At 66.5% G+C, this 18969-nt stretch carries 17 protein-coding genes; 12 read left to right on the top strand and 5 right to left on the bottom strand.

Going from position 1 to position 18969, the window contains the following annotated elements:
- Window positions 1-63: 63 nt before the first annotated feature.
- The 7 genes from zapE to lpdA all read left to right on the top strand — a co-directional run bounded on the left by zapE (window position 64) and on the right by lpdA (window position 9507).
- The gene (gene zapE / locus RN629_RS10405) at window positions 64-1188 is read left to right on the top strand and encodes a cell division protein ZapE (RefSeq protein ID WP_407035175.1); all 1125 of its coding nucleotides are present in this window, start codon (window positions 64-66) and stop codon (window positions 1186-1188) included.
- Between the two features lie 121 nt (window positions 1189-1309).
- Window positions 1310-2272 carry a malate dehydrogenase gene (gene mdh, locus RN629_RS10400; protein ID WP_407035174.1) on the top strand — a complete coding sequence of 321 codons (963 nt, stop codon included), beginning with the start codon at window positions 1310-1312 and terminating at the stop codon, window positions 2270-2272.
- Window positions 2273-2331: 59 nt separating this feature from the next.
- Entirely contained in the window at window positions 2332-2628 is a 297-nt protein-coding gene (locus RN629_RS10395) for a GIY-YIG nuclease family protein (protein WP_407035173.1), read from the top strand.
- A gap of 53 nt (window positions 2629-2681) precedes the next feature.
- Window positions 2682-3566, top strand: coding sequence for a succinate--CoA ligase subunit alpha (gene sucD, locus RN629_RS10390; RefSeq protein WP_042484035.1), 885 nt, complete (start codon window positions 2682-2684; stop codon window positions 3564-3566).
- A 131-nt stretch (window positions 3567-3697) separates the two neighbouring features.
- Window positions 3698-6676, top strand: a complete 2979-nt coding sequence (locus RN629_RS10385; protein ID WP_407035172.1) for a 2-oxoglutarate dehydrogenase E1 component — start codon at window positions 3698-3700, stop codon at window positions 6674-6676.
- A 114-nt stretch (window positions 6677-6790) separates the two neighbouring features.
- The gene (odhB, locus tag RN629_RS10380) at window positions 6791-8002 is read left to right on the top strand and encodes a 2-oxoglutarate dehydrogenase complex dihydrolipoyllysine-residue succinyltransferase (RefSeq protein ID WP_407035171.1); all 1212 of its coding nucleotides are present in this window, start codon (window positions 6791-6793) and stop codon (window positions 8000-8002) included.
- 110 nt (window positions 8003-8112) lie between these two features.
- Window positions 8113-9507, top strand: a complete 1395-nt coding sequence (gene lpdA, locus RN629_RS10375; RefSeq protein ID WP_407035170.1) for a dihydrolipoyl dehydrogenase — start codon at window positions 8113-8115, stop codon at window positions 9505-9507.
- 92 nt (window positions 9508-9599) lie between these two features.
- Here lpdA and RN629_RS10370 read toward each other — a convergent pair whose 3' ends face one another.
- Window positions 9600-9779: a hypothetical protein gene (locus RN629_RS10370; protein WP_407035169.1), complete on the bottom strand. Its 180-nt coding sequence runs from the start codon at window positions 9777-9779 to the stop codon at window positions 9600-9602.
- 8 nt (window positions 9780-9787) lie between these two features.
- Window positions 9788-10264: a YaiI/YqxD family protein gene (locus RN629_RS10365; RefSeq protein ID WP_407035190.1), complete on the bottom strand. Its 477-nt coding sequence runs from the start codon at window positions 10262-10264 to the stop codon at window positions 9788-9790.
- Between the two features lie 217 nt (window positions 10265-10481).
- Here RN629_RS10365 and RN629_RS10360 point away from each other — a divergent pair, with 217 nt between their 5' ends.
- Window positions 10482-11732 carry an arsenic transporter gene (locus RN629_RS10360; protein WP_407035168.1) on the top strand — a complete coding sequence of 417 codons (1251 nt, stop codon included), beginning with the start codon at window positions 10482-10484 and terminating at the stop codon, window positions 11730-11732.
- 33 nt (window positions 11733-11765) lie between these two features.
- Here the strand turns inward: RN629_RS10360 and RN629_RS10355 are convergent, their stop codons facing one another.
- Both RN629_RS10355 and RN629_RS10350 read right to left on the bottom strand, forming a co-directional pair.
- Window positions 11766-12989 (bottom strand): threonine synthase, encoded by a 1224-nt coding sequence (locus RN629_RS10355; RefSeq protein WP_407035167.1) that lies wholly within the window; start codon window positions 12987-12989, stop codon window positions 11766-11768.
- A 72-nt stretch (window positions 12990-13061) separates the two neighbouring features.
- Window positions 13062-13697, bottom strand: a complete 636-nt coding sequence (locus RN629_RS10350; RefSeq protein ID WP_407035166.1) for a DUF2238 domain-containing protein — start codon at window positions 13695-13697, stop codon at window positions 13062-13064.
- A 120-nt stretch (window positions 13698-13817) separates the two neighbouring features.
- Here RN629_RS10350 and RN629_RS10345 point away from each other — a divergent pair, with 120 nt between their 5' ends.
- The 4 genes from RN629_RS10345 to RN629_RS10330 all read left to right on the top strand — a co-directional run bounded on the left by RN629_RS10345 (window position 13818) and on the right by RN629_RS10330 (window position 17117).
- Window positions 13818-14561, top strand: a complete 744-nt coding sequence (locus tag RN629_RS10345) for a dienelactone hydrolase family protein (protein ID WP_407035165.1) — start codon at window positions 13818-13820, stop codon at window positions 14559-14561.
- Window positions 14562-14680: 119 nt separating this feature from the next.
- Window positions 14681-15238 carry a TadE/TadG family type IV pilus assembly protein gene (locus RN629_RS10340; RefSeq protein WP_407035164.1) on the top strand — a complete coding sequence of 186 codons (558 nt, stop codon included), beginning with the start codon at window positions 14681-14683 and terminating at the stop codon, window positions 15236-15238.
- Window positions 15238-15792 (top strand): TadE/TadG family type IV pilus assembly protein, encoded by a 555-nt coding sequence (locus RN629_RS10335; protein WP_407035163.1) that lies wholly within the window; start codon window positions 15238-15240, stop codon window positions 15790-15792. The genes RN629_RS10340 and RN629_RS10335 overlap by 1 nt, the downstream gene beginning before the upstream one ends.
- Window positions 15792-17117 (top strand): TadE/TadG family type IV pilus assembly protein, encoded by a 1326-nt coding sequence (locus RN629_RS10330; protein ID WP_407035162.1) that lies wholly within the window; start codon window positions 15792-15794, stop codon window positions 17115-17117. The genes RN629_RS10335 and RN629_RS10330 overlap by 1 nt, the downstream gene beginning before the upstream one ends.
- Before the next feature lie 28 nt (window positions 17118-17145).
- Here RN629_RS10330 and RN629_RS10325 read toward each other — a convergent pair whose 3' ends face one another.
- Complete coding sequence (locus RN629_RS10325; protein ID WP_407035161.1) at window positions 17146-18927, bottom strand: ABC-F family ATP-binding cassette domain-containing protein; 1782 nt, start codon at window positions 18925-18927, stop codon at window positions 17146-17148.
- Between the last annotated feature and the right edge of the window lie 42 nt (window positions 18928-18969).

The following is an 18969-nucleotide window of genomic DNA, read 5'->3' as shown; positions in this document are numbered from 1 at the left end:
ACGGCCCCCTTTTCCGCATCCGGGGTTGACGGACACGGATGCGAGGCAGACATCGCCCCGGCAATGCCCGATATCCTGAACGCCTATCGCCGCCTGGTCGAGGCCGGAGAGCTTCGCCCCGATCCCGAACAGGCCGCCGCCGCCGCACGACTCGAGGACCTGGCCACCGCGCTCGAATCGCCGCCCAGGGCCGGCTTGTTCGCGCGCCTGACAGGCAAGGGCAATCCGGCGCCCAGGGGGGTGTATCTCTGGGGCGATGTCGGGCGTGGCAAGTCGATGCTGATGGACCTGTTCTTTACCCAAGTTGCGGTCGAGGCCAAGCGTCGCGTTCATTTCGCCGAGTTCATGCTGGAGGTGCATGGCCGAATCGCCACAGAGCGCGCCAAACAGGCGGGCGACCCGATCGCGCCTGTCGCCGCCGCGCTGGCCGGGGAGACCCGGCTGCTGGCCTTTGACGAGATGATGGTGACGAACAGTCCCGACGCGATGATCCTGTCGCGGCTGTTTACCGCGCTGATCGAGGCGGGGGTGACGATCGTCACCACCTCCAACCGTCCGCCCAGGGACCTCTACAAGAACGGATTGAACCGCGAGCATTTCCTGCCGTTCATCGCGCTGATCGAGGCGCGTCTGGACGTACTGGCGCTCAACGGGCCGACCGATTACCGGCGTGATCGGCTGGGGCGGCTCGACACCTGGCTGGTGCCCAATGGGCCGAAGGCGACGATGACGCTGTCGGCGGCCTTCTTCCGGCTGACGGACTATCCGGTCGAGGACGCCGCGCATGTCCCTTCCGAGGACCTGAAGGTCGGCGGCCGGACGCTGCACGTCCCCAAGGCGCTGAAGGGCGTCGCGGTCTTCTCGTTCAAGCGCTTGTGCGGCGAGGCGCGGGGGGCGGCGGACTATCTGGCGATCGCACGGCGATTCCACACCGTCATCCTGGTCGGCATTCCCCGGCTGGGGCCGGAGAATCGTAACGAGGCGGCGCGCTTCGTCCAGCTCATCGACGCGCTCTACGAACACAAGGTCAAGCTGCTCGCCGCAGCGGATGCGCAGCCCGCCGAACTCTATGAAACGGGTGATGGCCGGTTCGAGTTCGAGCGCACGATCAGCCGGTTGGACGAGATGCGATCCGAAGACTATCTGACCCGGGGGCACGGGGCGGATGAGGTCTTGAACGATGCTTAATGCATTTGAGAAACATTATCATTTAAAATCTTAAACTCTGTGGATTAGCGGTTGCCCCGTCGCGCCGATAGGCGTAGTTCGCGTGACCAATCACGCACGTCCACTACGGAGTAGGATTGGAATGGCCCGCAAGAAGATTGCACTGATCGGCGCAGGGAATATCGGCGGCACGCTCGCCCACCTCGCCGCGCTCAAGGGGCTGGGCGATATCGTCCTGTTCGACGTCGTCGAGGGTGTGCCGCAGGGCAAGGCGCTCGACCTGTCGCAGTGCGGCCCGGTCGAAGGCTTCGATGCGAACATCAAGGGTTCCAACGATTACGCCGACATCGCGGGCGCCGATGTCATCATCGTCACCGCCGGCGTCGCGCGCAAGCCCGGCATGAGCCGTGACGACCTGCTCGGCATCAACCTGAAGGTGATGAAGGCGGTCGGCGAGGGCATCAGGAACAACGCCCCCGACGCGTTCGTCATCTGCATCACCAACCCGCTCGACGCGATGGTCTGGGCGCTGCGCGAATTCTCGGGGCTGCCGGCGAACAAGGTCGTCGGCATGGCCGGCGTGCTCGACTCGGCGCGCTTCTCGCACTTCCTCGCCGAGGAGTTCGGCGTGTCGGTGAAGGACGTGAACACCTTCGTGCTCGGCGGCCACGGCGACACGATGGTCCCGGTCCTCGAATATTCGACCGTCAGCGGCATTCCGGTCAGCGACCTGATCGAAATGGGCTTCTCGACCCGGGAAAAGGTCGATGAGATCATCAAGCGCACCCGTGGTGGCGGCGGCGAGATCGTCGCGCTGCTCAAGACCGGCTCGGCCTTCTACGCGCCCGCGACCAGCGGCATCGCGATGGCCGAGGCGTATCTCTACGACCAGAAGCGCATCCTGCCGGCCGCCGCGCACCTGTCGGGTGAATATGGCATCGACAATCTCTATGTCGGCGTCCCCGTCGTGATCGGGGCCGGTGGCGTCGAGAAGGTGGTCGAGGTCAAGCTGTCGGACGAGGCGAAGGCCAACCTCCAGGTCTCGGTCGACGCGGTCAAGGAACTGCTCGTCGCCTGCAAGGGCATCGACGAGACGCTGGCGTAATTCTGGCGTGAGCTACCACCCCGGCGAAGGCCGGGGCCCAGTGTGGGGTGCCCTGCGCGATGGATGGTTCGGCCTATGTGTACATCATGGCCAGCCGCCGGAACGGGACGATCTATATCGGGTCGACGATCAATCTGCCGAAGCGTGCCTGGGAGCATCGCAACGGCGTCGTCGAGGGGTTCACCAAACGATATGGCTGTCATCTGCTCGTCTGGTACGAGGCGCATGACAGTTGGGAATGTGCACGGCAGCGCGAGCTGCGAATGAAAGAATGGAGACGCAACTGGAAGTTGCAGAAGATCGAGAAGCTCAATCCCCGCTGGGATGACCTTTACGATCGGATCGCGCTTCCATGACCGTCTTCCCAACTGGACCCCGGCGTTCGCCGGGGTGGAAGGGCGATTAGCGAATGAGCATCCTCGTCAACAAGAACACCAAGGTCATCACCCAGGGCATGACGGGTGAGACCGGCACGTTCCACACCCAGCAGGCGCTGGCGTACGGCACGCAGATGGTCGGCGGCGTGACGCCGGGCAAGGGCGGCACCGAGCATATCGGCCTGCCGGTCTTCAACACCGTTGCCGAAGCCAAGTCGAAGACGGGCGCCGATGCGTCGGTCATCTATGTCCCGCCGCCCTTCGCGGCCGACTCGATCCTGGAAGCGATCGACGCGGAGATCCCGCTGATCGTCGCGATCACCGAGGGCATTCCGGTGCTCGACATGGTCAAGGTCAAGCGCGCTTTGTCGGGCTCCAAGTCGCGGCTGATCGGCCCGAACTGCCCGGGCGTGCTGACGCCGGGCGAGTGCAAGATCGGCATCATGCCCGGTTCGATCTTCAAGAAGGGTTCGGTCGGCGTCGTGTCGCGCTCGGGCACGCTGACCTATGAGGCGGTGTTCCAGACCTCGAACGCTGGCCTGGGTCAGACGACCGCGGTCGGCATCGGCGGCGACCCCGTCAACGGCACCAACTTCATCGACGTGCTGGAGCTGTTCCTGGCCGACGACGAGACTCAGTCGATCATCATGATCGGCGAGATCGGCGGCTCGGCGGAAGAAGAAGCCGCGCAGTTCCTGCGCGACGAAGCCAAGCGCGGTCGTTCGAAGCCGATGGCGGGCTTCATTGCGGGCCGCACCGCGCCTCCGGGTCGTCGCATGGGCCATGCCGGTGCGATCGTCTCGGGCGGCCAGGGCGGCGCCGAGGACAAGATCGCGGCGATGGAAGCGGCCGGGATCAAGGTCGCGGCCAGCCCGTCGGAACTCGGCTCGACGCTGTTGTCGGTGCTGAACAAGTAAGGCGTATCGCGTCACCCCGGCACACCCGCCGGGGTCCGTGGCGGCAGGCGGGCCGCTCGCGGCTGCGGACCCCAGGCGGATGTGCCGGGGTGGCGATGAGTTGATAAGACGGGCGGTCGAGGAAGCGTCTCATGGGCTACGAAGGCCAGGAATTCAGCGACATCGCGGCGGGCGTCAGCCCAGCCTTCATCGAAACGCTCTATGCCAAGTACCAGGCCGACCCGTCGTCGGTCGATGCCGGCTGGCGGACCTTTTTCGATGGTCTGGAGCAGGGTGTCAGCGCGCCGAGCTGGCAGAACAAGCGCTGGCCGCTGACCTCGACCGACGATCTGACGGCGGGTCTCGACCCGACCCAGATGGAACCCGCGCCGAAGCCCGCCAAGGGTGGCAAGCCGGCCGCCGGTGCTCCGGCCGCCGCGCCCTCGACCGCCGAGATCGTCAAGGCGGCGGGCGACGCGATCCGCGCGCAGATGCTGATCCGCACCTATCGTGTGCGCGGCCATCTTGCCGCCAATCTCGATCCGCTGGGCCTGTCGGGCCTGCGTGAACTGCCGGAAGATCTGAAGACCGAGTATCACGGCTTCACCGATGCCGATCTCGACCGCAAGGTGTATCTGGGCGGCTCGATGGGTTTTGAATGGGCAACCATTCGCGAGTTGGTCGAGACGCTGCGCAAGAATTACTGCGGCAATATCGGCCTGGAATATATGCACATCGCCGATGTCGAGGAGCGTCGCTTCCTCCAGGACCGGATGGAAGGCCAGGACAAGGCGATCGACTTCACCGTCGATGGCAAGAAGGCCATCCTGAACAAGGTCATCGAAGCCGAGCAGTGGGAAAAATTCCTCGGCAAGAAATATGTCGGCACCAAGCGCTTCGGCCTGGACGGTGGCGAGTCGATGATCCCCGCGCTCGAATCGGTCATCAAATATGGTGGCCAGATGGGCGTGCGCGAGATCGTGTTCGGCATGGCGCATCGCGGCCGCCTGAACGTGCTGGCCAATGTCATGGCCAAGCCGCTGCGCGTGATCTTCCACGAGTTCGCGGGCGGTTCGGCCAACCCCGATGACATCGGCGGTTCGGGCGACGTGAAATACCATCTCGGCACCTCGACCGATCGCGAGTTTGACGGCCAGAGGGTCCATATGTCGCTGGTCGCCAACCCCTCGCACCTGGAGGCGGTAAACCCCGTCGTGCTGGGCAAGACCCGCGCGATCCAGACGATCGCGGGCGATCTGGAGGACCACACGGCCTCGGTGCCGGTGCTGATCCATGGCGACGCGGCGTTCGCCGGCCAGGGCATCGTCTGGGAGTGCCTCGGCTTCTCGGGCATCCGTGGCTATAACACGGGCGGCTGCGTCCACTTCATCATCAACAACCAGGTGGGCTTCACCACCTCGCCGCAGTTCGCGCGGTCCTCGCCCTATCCGTCGGATGTGGCCAAGGGCGTTCAGGCGCCGGTCTTCCACGTCAATGGCGACGATCCCGAAGCGGTGACCTTCGCCACCAAGATGGCGATCGAGTTCCGCCAGAAGTTCCATCGCGACATCGTGATCGACATGTGGTGCTATCGCCGCTTCGGTCATAACGAGGGCGACGAGCCGGGCTTTACCCAGCCGCTGATGTACAACAAGATCCGCTCGCACCCCGGTGTCAGCGAAATCTATTCGAAGCGCCTCGTCGCCGAGGGTGTGGTCGACCAGGCCTGGGTCGACGAGAATATCAAGCAGTACACGACGCGCTGCGAGGGCGAGTTCGAGGCGGGGCAGGGCTACAAGCCCAACAAGGCCGACTGGTTCGCTGGTCGCTGGTCGGGCCTGTCCGCGCCGAAGGAAACCGATCAGGGTCGCCGTAACGTGGAGACCGGCCTCGACAAGAAGCTGTTCGACGCGATCGGCCGCACGCTGACCACCATCCCCGAGGGGTTGCAGGTCCACAAGACGCTGAACCGCGTGCTCGACGCCAAGCGCCAGATGTTCACGACCGGCGAGAATTTCGACTGGGCGACCGGCGAGGCTTTGGCTTTCGGTTCGCTGTTGTCGGAAGGCTATGGCGTCCGCCTGTCGGGTCAGGATTCGGGTCGCGGCACCTTCTCGCAGCGTCACGCGGTCTGGGTCGACCAGACCGATGAGCACAAGTACGTGCCGCTCAAGACCGTCGAGCATGGCAGCTTCGAGGTGCTGGACAGCCCGCTGTCCGAATATGGCGTGCTGGGCTTCGAATATGGCTATGCGCTCGCCGATCCGAAGACGCTGGTGCTGTGGGAGGCGCAGTTCGGCGATTTCGTCAACGGCGCGCAGATCATGATCGACCAGTTCATCACGTCGGGCGAGTCCAAGTGGCTGCGGGCCAACGGCCTCGTGATGCTGCTGCCGCACGGTTATGAAGGGCAGGGACCCGAGCACAGCTCGGCGCGTCCCGAACGCTTCCTCCAGTCCTGCGCGGGCGACAATATCCAGGTCGCGAACTGCACCACCCCGGCCAATTATTTCCACCTGTTGCGCCGCCAGATGCACCGCAATTTCCGCAAGCCTTTGGTCATCTTCACGCCCAAGTCGCTGCTGCGCCACAAGCTGGCGGTGTCGAAGGCCGAGGATTTCCAGGGCGAAAGCCACTTCCGCCGTCTGCTCTCGGATACCAACGGCGCGGCCGATGCGGACACGACGCGTCTGGTCCTGTGCACCGGCAAGGTCGCCTATGACCTGATCGAGGCGCGCGATGCGGCGGGCGACACCACGACCCAGATCGTGCGCGTCGAGCAGCTCTATCCGTTCCCGGGCGACGCGCTCGCCCAGCGGATCGCGCGGATGCCGAACTTGCAGGACGTTGTCTGGGCGCAGGAAGAGCCGAAGAACAACGGCTATTGGTTCTTCGTCGAGCCGTTGATCGAAGAGTCGCTGGCGGCCGCCGGGGCTTCGGTGAACCGCGCCCGCTATGCCGGGCGTGCGGCGGCGGCATCGCCCGCCACCGGCCTGATGAAGCGCCATACCGCCGAGCAGGGGGCGCTGGTCGCCGACGCGCTGGGCCACAATGTCCGCGAGGAAATCCGCCGGACGCGCGCCGAGGGCAGCAACACCACCGCCAAGCCGACCACGGCCGCAGCGGACTGATATACCGACGAGTGCCCCGGCTCTTTAGGGTCCGGGGCGGGATGAAATCTGGCGCGGGCGTTTTGCCCGCCCGCGTAAGAGCCCCGGCTGAGAGGCCGGGCGGAGGAAATGGGAATGGCGACTGAAGTTCTGGTGCCGGTGCTGGGCGAATCGATCTCCGAGGCGACGCTGGGCGAATGGCTGAAGCAGCCGGGTGACGCGGTGGCGGTCGACGAGCCGATCGCGAGCCTGGAGACCGACAAGGTCTCGGTCGAAGTGCCCTCGCCAGTGGCGGGCGTCATGGGCGAGCATGCCGTCAAGGTCGGCGACACGGTGCAGGTTGGCGCGCTGCTCGCGACCGTTAACGCCGGTGGTTCGGCCCCGGCGAAGACCGAGACGGCGGCCCCCGCCCCGGCGGCCCCTGCCGCTGCTTCGGCGACCGCTGACGAGCCGAGCGACTCGCCTGCCGCGCTGTCGCCGTCGGTTCGCCGTGCGGTTCTCGAGCATGGCCTCGATCCCGCGACGATCAAAGGTACCGGCAAGGACGGCCGCATCACCAAGGAAGACGTCGCTGCCGCCGCCGCCAGCAAGTCGAGCGCCCCGGCTCCGGCCGCCGCGCCGGCCGCTGCCGCGCCGGCCGGGTCGGCGCGCAAGGAAGAGCGCGTGAAGATGACGCGCCTGCGTCAGACGATCGCCAAGCGCCTGAAGGAAGCGCAGAACACCGCCGCGATGTTGACGACCTTCAACGACGTCGACATGAGCGCGGTGATCGAGGCGCGCGCCAAATATAAGGACCTGTTCGAGAAGAAGCACGGCGTCCGCCTGGGCTTCATGGGCTTCTTCGTGAAGGCCGCGACGATGGCGCTGAAGGATATTCCCGCCGTCAACGCCTCGCTCGAGGGCGATGAGATCATCTATCACGATTATGCCGATATCTCGGTCGCCGTCTCGGCCCCGAACGGTCTGGTCGTGCCGGTCATCCGCGATGCGCAGGACCTGTCGGTCGCGGGCATCGAGAAGACGATCGGCGATTTCGGCCGCCGCGCCAAGGATGGCACGCTCAAGATGGACGAGATGAAGGGCGGCACCTTCACCATCTCCAACGGCGGCGTGTTCGGTTCGCTGATGTCGACCCCGATCATCAACCCGCCCCAGTCGGCGGTGCTGGGCCTCCACCGTATCGAGGAGCGTCCGGTGGTGGTCAACGGCCAGGTCGTCGTCCGTCCGATGATGTACCTCGCGCTGTCCTATGACCATCGGATCATCGACGGTCGCGAGGCGGTGACCTTCCTCGTCGCGCTGAAGAACGCGATCGAGGATCCGACCCGTATCCTGATCGACCTCTGATCGTTGCGTGACCCCTGCGGACCCTTGCATCGGCAAGGGTCCGTTCGTGCTGTATCAAGGCGGGTGTGCCCGCAGGCTGGACCCCGAATGGCGGGGAACGGGAGAGACAAATGGCTGAGTATGACTATGACGTCCTGGTGATCGGCGCTGGCCCTGGCGGCTATGTCGCGGCGATCCGCGCGGCGCAACTGGGCCTGAAGACCGCGTGCGCCGAAGCGCGCGAGACGCTGGGCGGCACCTGCCTCAATGTCGGCTGCATCCCGTCAAAGGCGTTGCTCCACGCCTCCGAACTGTTCGAGGAAACCAGCCACGGCGCGTTCGCCAAGTTCGGCGTCGAGATCGCGGGTGCGACGCTCAACCTCGACCAGATGCATGCCGAGAAGGTCAAGGCGGTCGGCGAACTGACCGGCGGCATCGAATATCTGTTCAAGAAGAACAAGGTCACCTGGCTGAAGGGCAAGGCCGTGTTCCAGGACGCTGGCACCGTGAAGGTCGGCGATCAGACCGTCACCGCGCGCGACATCGTGATCGCGACCGGCTCGGTCGTCACGCCCTTGCCGGGTGTCACCATCGACCAGAAGGTGGTGGTCGACTCGACCGGCGCGCTGGCGCTGCCCAAGGTGCCGGAGCATCTGGTCGTCATCGGCGGCGGTGTGATCGGGCTGGAGCTGGGTTCGGTCTGGCGGCGTCTGGGCGCCAAGGTGACGGTCGTCGAGTATCTCGACCAGATCCTGCCGGGCTTCGATGGCGAGGTCCGCAAGGAATCGGCCAAGCTGTTCAAGAAGCAGGGCATGGAGCTGAAGACCTCGACCAAGGTGACCGGCGTCACCGTCGAGGGCGATCGCGCGACCGTAACGGTCGAACCGGCAGCAGGCGGTGCGGCGGAAACGCTGTCGGCCGATGCCGTGCTGGTCGCGATCGGCCGCAAGCCCAACACCGACGGGCTGAACCTGGACGCGGCGGGCGTGACGCTGAACCAGCGTGGCCAGATCGAGATCGATCATGACTTCGCGACCAATGTCGATGGCATCTGGGCGATCGGCGACGTGGTCCCCGGCCCGATGCTGGCGCACAAGGCCGAGGACGAAGGCGTCGCGGTGGCGGAGAATATCGCGGGCCAGACCGGCATCGTGAACCATGATGTCATTCCCAGCGTCGTCTACACCATGCCCGAGATCGCGGGTGTCGGCCTGTCGGAAGAAGCGGCGAAGGAAAAGGGCGAGATCAAGGTCGGCAAGTTCCCCTTCATGGCGAACAGCCGCGCCAAGACCAACCGCGATACCGACGGCTTCGTGAAGGTCATCGCCGACGCCAAGACCGATCGCGTGCTGGGCGTGTGGATCATCTCGTCGCTGGCCGGCACGATGATCGCGCAGGCCGCGCAGGCGATGGAGTTCGGCGCGACGTCGGAAGACATCGCCTATACCTGCCACGCGCACCCGACTCATTCGGAAGCGCTGAAGGAAGCCGCCATGGCGGTGCAGGGCAAGCCGATCCATATCTGATCGGCGCTTCCGATCCGGAATGAAAGGGGGCGGGGCATCATCGGATGCCTCGCCCCTTTTTCATTGTCGGGCTGGACGGGGAACGATCGCCGTCAGTGCAGCTTCGCGATCGAAAGCCCGTCTTCCTTGGCGCGCGCCTTCACCGACTCCTCGCTACGGGTCAGCGCCTTGGCGATGGCCTTTAGCGGCATGCCCTTTTTGGCGAGCGTGTGCAGTTTCTGGATCTCGTCGGGTCGCCACGGCTGGCGATGTCGTTCAAAGCGTTCGGCCATGCCGCATCCTAGCCGTGCGGGCGGGGACTGGCCATGGCCTTGGTGCGGATCAGGCGCACCAGCGCGGTATCGAGGGCTTGCAGGAATTGCGAGCGATCGGTGCGCGAAAAGGGCGGCGGGCCGCCCAGTTGCTCGCCGCCCGCGCGCAGGTCCGCCATGATCGCGCGGGTGGCGATCGCGCCGCCGATCGAATTGGCGGTGAAGGGCCTGCCATTCGGGGCGATCACCGTCGCGCCCGCCTTCAGACAGCGATCGGCGAGCAGGATATCGGTGGTGACGACGATCGCGTCCGCATCGGCGCGCTCGGCGATCCAGTCATCGGCGGCGTCGAACCCGCTATCGACCGTCACGCGGGACAGCAGCGGATGGACGGGGATGCGCAGCCAGGCATTGCTGACGATCGTGACGGGGACCGCGTGGCGGATCGCGACCTTGTAGATTTCGTCCTTCACCGGGCAGGCATCGGCATCGACCAGAATTGCCATCGTCATCCCGCGTCCTTTCGCGCCATCCATTCGCGCCTGATCCGGCAAGGGGATCATGCATCGGCCGACAGACGGAAGGCGGGGGCGGGTGTCAATCCTTTTGGCGCGCGCCGGGGGACGGGGCCGGGCGCGCCATTGCCGGGTTGGGTCGCGAAGAAACCTCGCCTATCGGGGGAGATGAGCCGCATGGTGCGGGATCGGGCATGAGGGGATGTGGGTGACGCTGGCGATCGGAACGACCTGGGCCATTGCGGGGCTGGCGACCGCGGGGGTGATCGCGCGGCCGATGCGCTGGCCCGAATGGATATGGGCGGTGGCGGGGGCGGCGCTGCTGATCCTGCTCGGCCTGATGCCGCTGGGGGAGGCCGGGCATGCGGTGGGCAAGGGCCTCGACGTCTATCTCTTCCTCATCGGCATGATGCTGCTGAGCGAGACGGCGCGCGAACATGGCGCGTTCGACTGGATCGCCGCCACCGCCGTCAACGCCGCCGGGCGGTCGCGCGCGCGGCTGTTCACGCTGGTCTATGCGACTGGGGTGGTGGTGACGACCTTCATGTCCAACGACGCGACCGCCGTGGTGCTGACCCCGGCGGTGTTCGTCGCGGCGAAGAAGGCGAAGGCCGATCCGCTGCCGCTGCTCTTCGCCTGTGCCCTGATCGCCAATGCGGCCAGCTTCGTGCTGCCCATCTCCAACCCCGCCAACCTTGTCCTGTATGGCGGGCATATGCCGCCGCTGGGCGCGTGGATGGCGGCCTTTGCGCTACCGTCGCTGGCGTCGATCCTCGTCACCTTCCTGGTGCTGCGCTGGGTCGAGCGCGCGCGGATCACGGGGGAATGCGAAAGCGGCGTGGTGCGCGAAACCCTGTCGGCGGGCGGCAGGCTGGCGATCGCGGGGATCGTGCTGACCGCGATCCTGTTGCTCGTGATCTCGGCGCGCGACCAGCCGCTCGGGCTGCCCACCGCGATCGCCGGGATCGCGACGGGGCTGATCGTGTCGCTGCTCGCGCGGCGATCGCCGGTGGTGCTGGTGCGCAGCGTCTCCTGGGGCGTGCTGCCGCTCGTCGCCGGGCTGTTCGTGCTGGTCGAGGCGCTGGACCGGACGGGGGTGATCGCCTGGATCGCGCGGGGCCTGCGATCCATGCTGGCCGATCCGGTCTGGGCCGCCGGCGTCTCGGGCACGCTGCTCGCCATCCTTTCCAACCTGATGAACAACCTGCCGGCGGGCCTGATCGCCAGCAGCGCGATCGCGCAGGCGCACCCGCCGCAGATCGTGACCGACGCGTTGCTGATCGGGGTCGATCTCGGGCCCAACCTGTCGGTGACGGGATCGCTGGCGACGATCCTGTGGCTTCAGGCGATCCGGCGCGAGGGCGAGGATGTCGGCTTCCTGGCGTTCCTGAAGATCGGCGCGGTCGCGATGCCGCTGGCGCTGATCGCGGCGTTGGGCGTGCGGTTGGCGATCGGCTGAGGCCGGAGAGGAGCCCTCGACGATCGGGGAGGGCTATAGCGTCGCCAGATCGATCGGCGCGTCCTTGTCCAGCCACTGGTCGGCGGGCGGCATCGGATATTTCAGCCCCGTCGCGCAATTGAACAGCACGACGCGTTCCTCCTCGTCGACCAGATTGTCGCGCACCGCCTGGGTATAGGCGGCCAGCGTCGCGCCGCCCTCGGGACAGAGGAGCAGTCCGTCCCGGCGGGCGCAGTCGTCGACCGCCTTCAGGATCGCCGGGTCGCCGACCGCCAGGGCGCGCCCGCCGGATGCGCGTACCGCGCGCAGGATCAGGAAATCGCCGACCGCGCGGGGAACGCGGATGCCCGCCGCCACCGTCGCGGCGTCTTCCCAGCGTTCGGCATGGTCCTGGCCCGCCTCGAAGGCGCGGACGATGGGCGCGCAGCCCGATGCCTGCACGGCATACATGCGCGGCCGCTTCGAACCGATCCAGCCGAGCCGTTCGAGTTCGTCAAAGGCCTTCCACATGCCGATCAGGCCGGTGCCGCCGCCGGTCGGATAGAAGATCGCATCGGGCAAGTCCCAGCCGAACTGCGCGGCCAGTTCCAGCCCCATCGTCTTCTTGCCCTCGATCCGATAGGGCTCCTTCAGCGTCGAGAGATCGAACCAGCGTCCCTCCGCCGCGCCGCGGGCGACGATCGCGCCGCATTCGTCGATCTGGCCATTGACCCGCCATACCCGTGCGCCCTGTTGCGCGATCTCGCGGACGTTCACGTCCGGCGTTTCCTCGGGGCATAATATGACCGTCTCGATCCCGCAGCGCGCGGCATAGGCGGCCAGCGCCGCGCCCGCATTGCCGTTGGTCGGCATGGCGATCCGCGTCACGCCCAGCTCGCGCGCCATCGCGACCGCCATCACCAGCCCGCGCGCCTTGAACGACCCGGTGGGCAGGCGCCCCTCATCCTTGACCAGCACCGACGCGCCGCCCGAACGGGGGATGGGGATCAAGGGCGTCTCGATCTCTCCCAGCGACACGATGCTCTCGGTCCGGCGCACGGGCAGCCATTCGCGCCAGCGCCACAGATCGGTGGCGCGGGCGGCGATCGTTTCACGCGACACCGCCGCCCCCAGCGCCTCCAGGTCATAGCGGACCAGCAGCGGACGGCCCGCGCGGGACAGGCCGTGGAGCTGGTCGGCCTCGTACCGCTCGCCGGTCAGCGAGCATTCCAGATGGGTGACGAAAGTGGGGCGAGGCTCGGTCAGGTTGCGGTTCATGGACCACAGCCTATCGGCGGTGCCCGTGCGACACCATAGCCGCGCGGGCAGGGTCGCCCGGGCGGATCGCCGTTACGCCATCCGCAATTCCCGCAACTGTCGATCATGCTCCCGCGACAGCGCCAGCAGCGCGACGACCGCGCCGATCAGGCAGGTCAACATATCCCATTGCGTGTCCCATGGATCGCCCTGCGCGCCCAGAAAGGCATCCGCGCCCTGTCCCAGCGCCTGCGCGGCGGCGAACTCGATCAGTTCATAGGCCGCGCTGACCGCAAGGCAGCAGGCGAGCACCAGCATCGCCAGCGTCGGCCCGCGCGGCAACGCCACCCGCCGGATCAACCATTCGCGAATCACGATGGCGGGCACGAAGCCCTGCGCGAAATGGCCCAGCCGGTCATAGGGATTGCGCGCCAGATGCAGCCAGTCCTGCACCCAGAACCCGGCCGGCACCCGCGCATAGCTATAGGCGCCGCCCAGTATCAGGATCAGCCCGTGAACCGCGATCAGCGCGAGCACCAGCCCGGTCGCCTCGAACCGCCGTCGCCACGCCCAGAGCAGCGGCAGCACGATCAGCACCGGCGCGATCTCCATCCACCATGTCGCGCGGTCATGGGGATGCCAGCCCGACAGGATCAGCCCCACCGCCCACAGCAGGGTCAGCGGGATCAGCCGCCGGGTCATGTCCGGCCGGTGCGGAACCATGGTCATGACGGACAGGATAGCGCGATGGCGCGCCGGGGCAATCGCACCGGCCTGGCGCGTTGCCGACCCGGTCCGGGCATGGCAGGACCGCGAAGGATAGCGATACCGGAACGGGAACAGAGACGGATGATCCTGCGCAGCGACGAATATCAGGATGTCGAGGTGCCCGGCCGGGGCATGATGCGGATACATTTGTTTCGCCCCGCGATCGACGGCCAGTTTCCCGGTATCCTGTTCTTTTCCGAAATCTATCAGGTCACGGCACCCATCCGGCGGCTGGCGGCGATGCTGGCGGGGCTGGGCCATGTCGTCGCCGTGCCCGAGGTCTATCACGACTATGAACCGGCGGGCACGGTGCTGGCCTATGACAAGTCGGGCACGGATCGGGGCAACGCGCTGAAATTCGCCAAGCCGATCGCGGGCTATGACGCCGATGCGGCGGCGGCGCTGGGCGCGCTGGCGGCGCATCCGGCGTGCAACGGGCGGCTGGGCACGTTCGGCGTCTGTCTGGGCGGGCATCTCGCCTATCGCGCCGCGCTCGACCCGCGCGTGTCGGCGGCGGCGTGTTTCTATGCGACCGACATCCATTCGGGCACGCTGGGCGAAGGCCGTCAGGATGACAGCCTGGCGCGGATGGATGACCTCAGGGCCGAGACGCTGTTCGTCTGGGGGCGGCAGGACCCGCATGTCCCCTATGCCGGGCGCGAGCGGATTCGCGCGCGGCTGGAGGAGGCCGGGGCCACCTATGAATGGCATGAGGTGAACGGCCAGCATGCGTTCCTGCGCGACGAGGGGCCGCGCTACGACCCTGCCCTGTTCCTTCAGGCGATGGGCTGGATACAGGCGTTCTACGCCCGCACGCTGCGGTAAAGGACGGATCTTGGGGTCTGCGTTGGTGAAACTTTAAGGGTTCGGGACCATGGCGAGTTGGAAAGAGGTTCCGTTCGTCCATGCTCCCGTTTCCATGTCGCCACCATCGCAGGGCCGCCTTGCGCAGGCCCGCCCGGCATCCGGTCCTCGCGGACCGGCGCGGTGCGGCGCTGGTCGAGTTCGCGCTCGTCGCGGCGCCCTTCATCGCGCTGATGCTCGCGATCATCCAGACCAGCCTGACCTATTTCGTGCAGGAGGCGCTGGAAAGCGCGGTCGAGGCGGCGGCACGCGGAATCGTCACCGGGCGCACCCAGGCGGCGGACCTGAGCGCGCAGACTGGCGGCATGACCCAGGCCCAGCTGGCCGAGCGGTTCCGCAAATCGGGATGCGGGGCATTGCCCGCCTTCCTGTCCTGCGACCGGCTCTATGTCGATGTGCGCAGCGCCGCGACCGGAAGCGACCTGACCAACGCGGTGGGCGACCTGACCTTCGACAAGGCGGGCGCGCTCACCACCAAGCTGTCCTATGACTATGGTGGGCAGGGGGCGATCGTCATGGTTCGCTTCATCTATCTCTGGCCGTTCCAGATCGCACCGCTGGCGGGTCTGGGGCCGAATGGGTCGGGCCCGATGGTGTTGATGGCGACATCGGTCGCCAAGTCGGAAGCGTTCGGATGATGGGCGGGGTTCGTTGGCCGGATGGTGCGCGCGCGTGCCTGCGCGACCGGCGTGGCGTCGCGCTGGTGGAATTCGCGCTCAGCCTGCCGGTGATGCTGCTCCTGTATCTGGGCGGGGTCCAGTTGCAGGACGGGATCGCCTGCGACCGCAAGGTGACGATCGCCACCCGCGCCGCCGCGGACCTGATCGCGCAGAATATGAGCGGATCTATGAGCGCGAGCGAGATCCAGGACAATCTGGCCGCCGCCACCCAGGTGCTGCGCCCCTATGCCGCGGCCAATGCCCGGCTGCGCATCACCGGGATCGCGATCGATGCGCAGCAGCAGGCGACGGTCCAATGGAGTCGGGGGCTCAACACCACGGGCTACGAAAGAGGTCGTGTCATCGATATCCCCGCCGGGATGCGCACGCCGGGTACCTATTATCTGCTGTCCGAGCTGGTCTACGCCTATAGCCCGCCGGTATCGTTTGGCAGCATCGGTGCGATCAACCTGAGCGACAGCCTGTTCATGGTGCCGCGCAACACCGACCAGATCGATTGTCCGGACTGCTGATGCCATATCTCCACGCCGCCTTCCGCCAGATCGGATGTCTGCTGCGCCAGCGGCGGGGCAATGTCATCATGCTGTTCTCGCTGGCGTTGCCGGTCATGCTGTTCGCGATCGGCATGGGCATCGATTACGCCCGCGCGATGCAGGCGCAGACCAAGCTGAACGCGATCGCCGACTCGGCGGCGCTGACCGCGGTCAGCAAGACGGTCATGGGCGCGTCCGACGCCATGGCGATAAGCTATGCGACGAACGTGTTTCAGGCACAGGCGCAGGGCGTGACCGGCACCGGCAATGTCCATATCACGCAATTGGTCGTCCAGGCGCCGACCGACGCATCGGGGCGCCGCAACGCGACGGTCCGCTACACGGGCGTTTCGGACAATGTCTTCGCGCGGATCCTGGGGGTGGATTCGCTCAGCATCGGGGGAGGCTCGGCGACGACCAACAGCATCGCGCCCAATATCGATTTCTACATGGTGCTCGACGTTTCCGCCTCCATGGCACTGCCGACGACCAGTGCCGGGCTGGCCAAGGTCGCGCAGAGCAACTCGAAGGGCTGCAAATTCGCCTGTCATTCGGTCAATGACGAGAAGGGGCGCGATGCGAATGGCCGGATGACCGACCTTTATGGCGTCGCCAAATCCTATGGCCTGAAGTTGCGCATCGACGAGGAGGGCGCCGCGGTGCAGCGGCTGACGACGAACATCGCCGCGGCCTCGAGCAAGACCGGGGCGCAGTATCGCGTGGCGCTGGTGACGTTTCGCGGGCGTGGGGGGCTGACGCGCCTGGTCGACCGCACCACCGACATGACGCTCGTCAGGAACAAGGCGGGGCAGTTGAAACCCCCTCTTTATTACTCCAACTCCTGCCCGACACAGGCCTGCGCGCGCAGCGAGGTGGGCTGGGGCGACCGGGACAGTGCGATGAGCGATGCGACCGGATGGATGCGCGATAATATGGACGCGCCCGGAACCGGCGCGACCGGACAGACGCCACAGGGCGTGATGTTCCTGGTCACTGACGGCATGCGGGACGAACTGCGCAACAACGGCCAGCCGGAAGTCGCGATCGACACCTCGATCTGTGACGCGATCAAGGCCAGGAATATCCGCATCGCGGTGCTGTATACCGCCTATCTGCCCGAAGCGATGGACAATGACGGGTGGTCGCAGACCAACGTCGTGCCCTATCTCTACAAGGTTGAACCCGCGCTGCAACGGTGCGCGTCGCCGGGCCTGTATACCAAGGTGACGACCGACGACGATATTTCCGCCGCCATGGGGGCGCTGTTCCAGACGGTCGTGGCGACCGCACGCATCACCCGCTGACGAAAGGGGCGCGGCGTGCGGTTCGGGTTTATCCGGCCAGCGCCTCGACCTGTTCGGCCAGGTCCAGCCAGCGCATCTCGGCGGCGTCCTTCTCCTCGCGCGCCTTTTCGATCGCCTTCATCAGCCGGTCGAACCCGGCCGGATCCTTGGCATAGAGATCGGGATCGGCAAGCCGTTCCTCGTCGCGCGCGATACCCGCTTCCAGTTCCTCGATCCGCTTGGGCAGCAACTCATAGTCGCGCTGGTCCTTGTAGCTGAGCTTGGTCTTGGCCTGTGCGGGGGCGGGGGGCGTCGGTGCGGTCCTGGCCGGGGCCTTCTTCTCGGGCACCGCCTTGCGCTTGGCGACCCAGTCGGCATAGCCGCCCGCCACCACATCGACCGTCCCCGACCCGTCCAGCCCCAGCGTGACCGTCACGGTGCGGTCGAGGAAGTCGCGGTCGTGGCTGACGATCAGGACGGTGCCGTCATAATCGCCGATCACCTCCTGCAACAGGTCGAGCGTTTCCAGGTCGAGGTCGTTGGTGGGCTCGTCGAGCACCAGCAGGTTGGATTCGCGCGCGAACTCGCGGGCGAGCAGCAGGCGCGAGCGTTCGCCGCCCGACAGCGTCCCGATCTTCGCCTCGGCCAGCGAGGGGTCGAACAGGAACTCCTTGAGATAGCCATGGATATGCTTGCGCACGCCGCGCACATCGATCCAGTCGCCGCCGTCCGCCAGCACCTCGCGCACCCGCTTTTCGGGGGCCATCAGCTTGCGCTGCTGGTCGATGATGACGCCGTCCAGCGTCTTGGCGAGGAAGACGGTGCCCTCATCGGGTTCGATCTCGCCGGTCAGTAGCTTGAGCAAAGTCGTCTTGCCCGCGCCGTTCGCGCCGACCAGACCGATCCGGTCGCCGCGCGTCACCTTCAGGCTGAGGTCCTTGATGATCGTGCGGTCGCCGTAACGCTTGGTGACATGCTCGGCCTTGATGACCTCCTTGGTCTTCACATCGTCCGACGCGATGCCCAGCTTGGCGGCGCCCTGCGGCCCGATCATCGCGGCGCGGGTGGCGCGCATCTGGTGCAGCTTTTCGAGGCGGCCCTGGTTGCGCTTGCGCCGCGCGGTGACGCCGCGATGCAGCCAATGCTCCTCGATCTTGAGCTTGGCGTCGAGCTTCTCGGCGGCGCGCTGTTCCTCGGCATAGACCTGTTCGGTCCAGGCGTCGAAGCCGCCGAAGCCGACCTCGTTGCGGCGCATCTGCCCGCGATCCAGCCACAGTGTCGATTTCGTCAGCCGGGTCAGGAAGGTGCGGTCATGGCTGATGACCACGAACGCGCCGGTGAAGCGCTTCAGCCAGTCCTCCAGCCATTCGATCGCGGCGAGGTCGAGATGGTTGGTCGGCTCGTCGAGCAGCAGCACGTCGGGGTTCATCGCCAGCGCGCGGACGATCGCGGCGCGCCGCTTCTCGCCACCGCTGGCGGTCGCGGCGTCGCGGGTCAGGTCGATGCCGAGCTGTCCGGCGATCGCCTCCGCCTCGTAGCTTTCCGGCGCGCCCTCGCCCGACAGGACATAGTCCATCAGCGTGGCGCAGCCGGTCAGGTCAGGGTCCTGCTCCAGATAGACGACGTGCGTGCCCGGCACGATCATCCGCCGCCCCTCGTCCGAATCGATGATCCCGGCGATCAGTTTCAGCAGCGTCGACTTGCCCGCGCCGTTGCGCCCGATCAGCGCCAGCCGGTCGCGCGGACCGATATGGATGTCGAGATGCCGGAAGAGCCAGCCCGAGCCTTGCACAAGGCCCAGGTCTTCGTAGGAAAGAACGGGTGCTGCCATGATGGGGATGCAGTTAGGGATATGGCGGGAACCCGGCAAGCG

It is taken from the genome of Facivitalis istanbulensis, from assembly GCF_040560405.1.
GTDB classification, from domain to species: domain Bacteria; phylum Pseudomonadota; class Alphaproteobacteria; order Sphingomonadales; family Sphingomonadaceae; genus Sphingomonas; species Sphingomonas istanbulensis.
The sequence above is the reverse complement of the archived record's forward strand: the minus strand, read 5'-3'. Positions and strand labels throughout refer to the sequence as shown.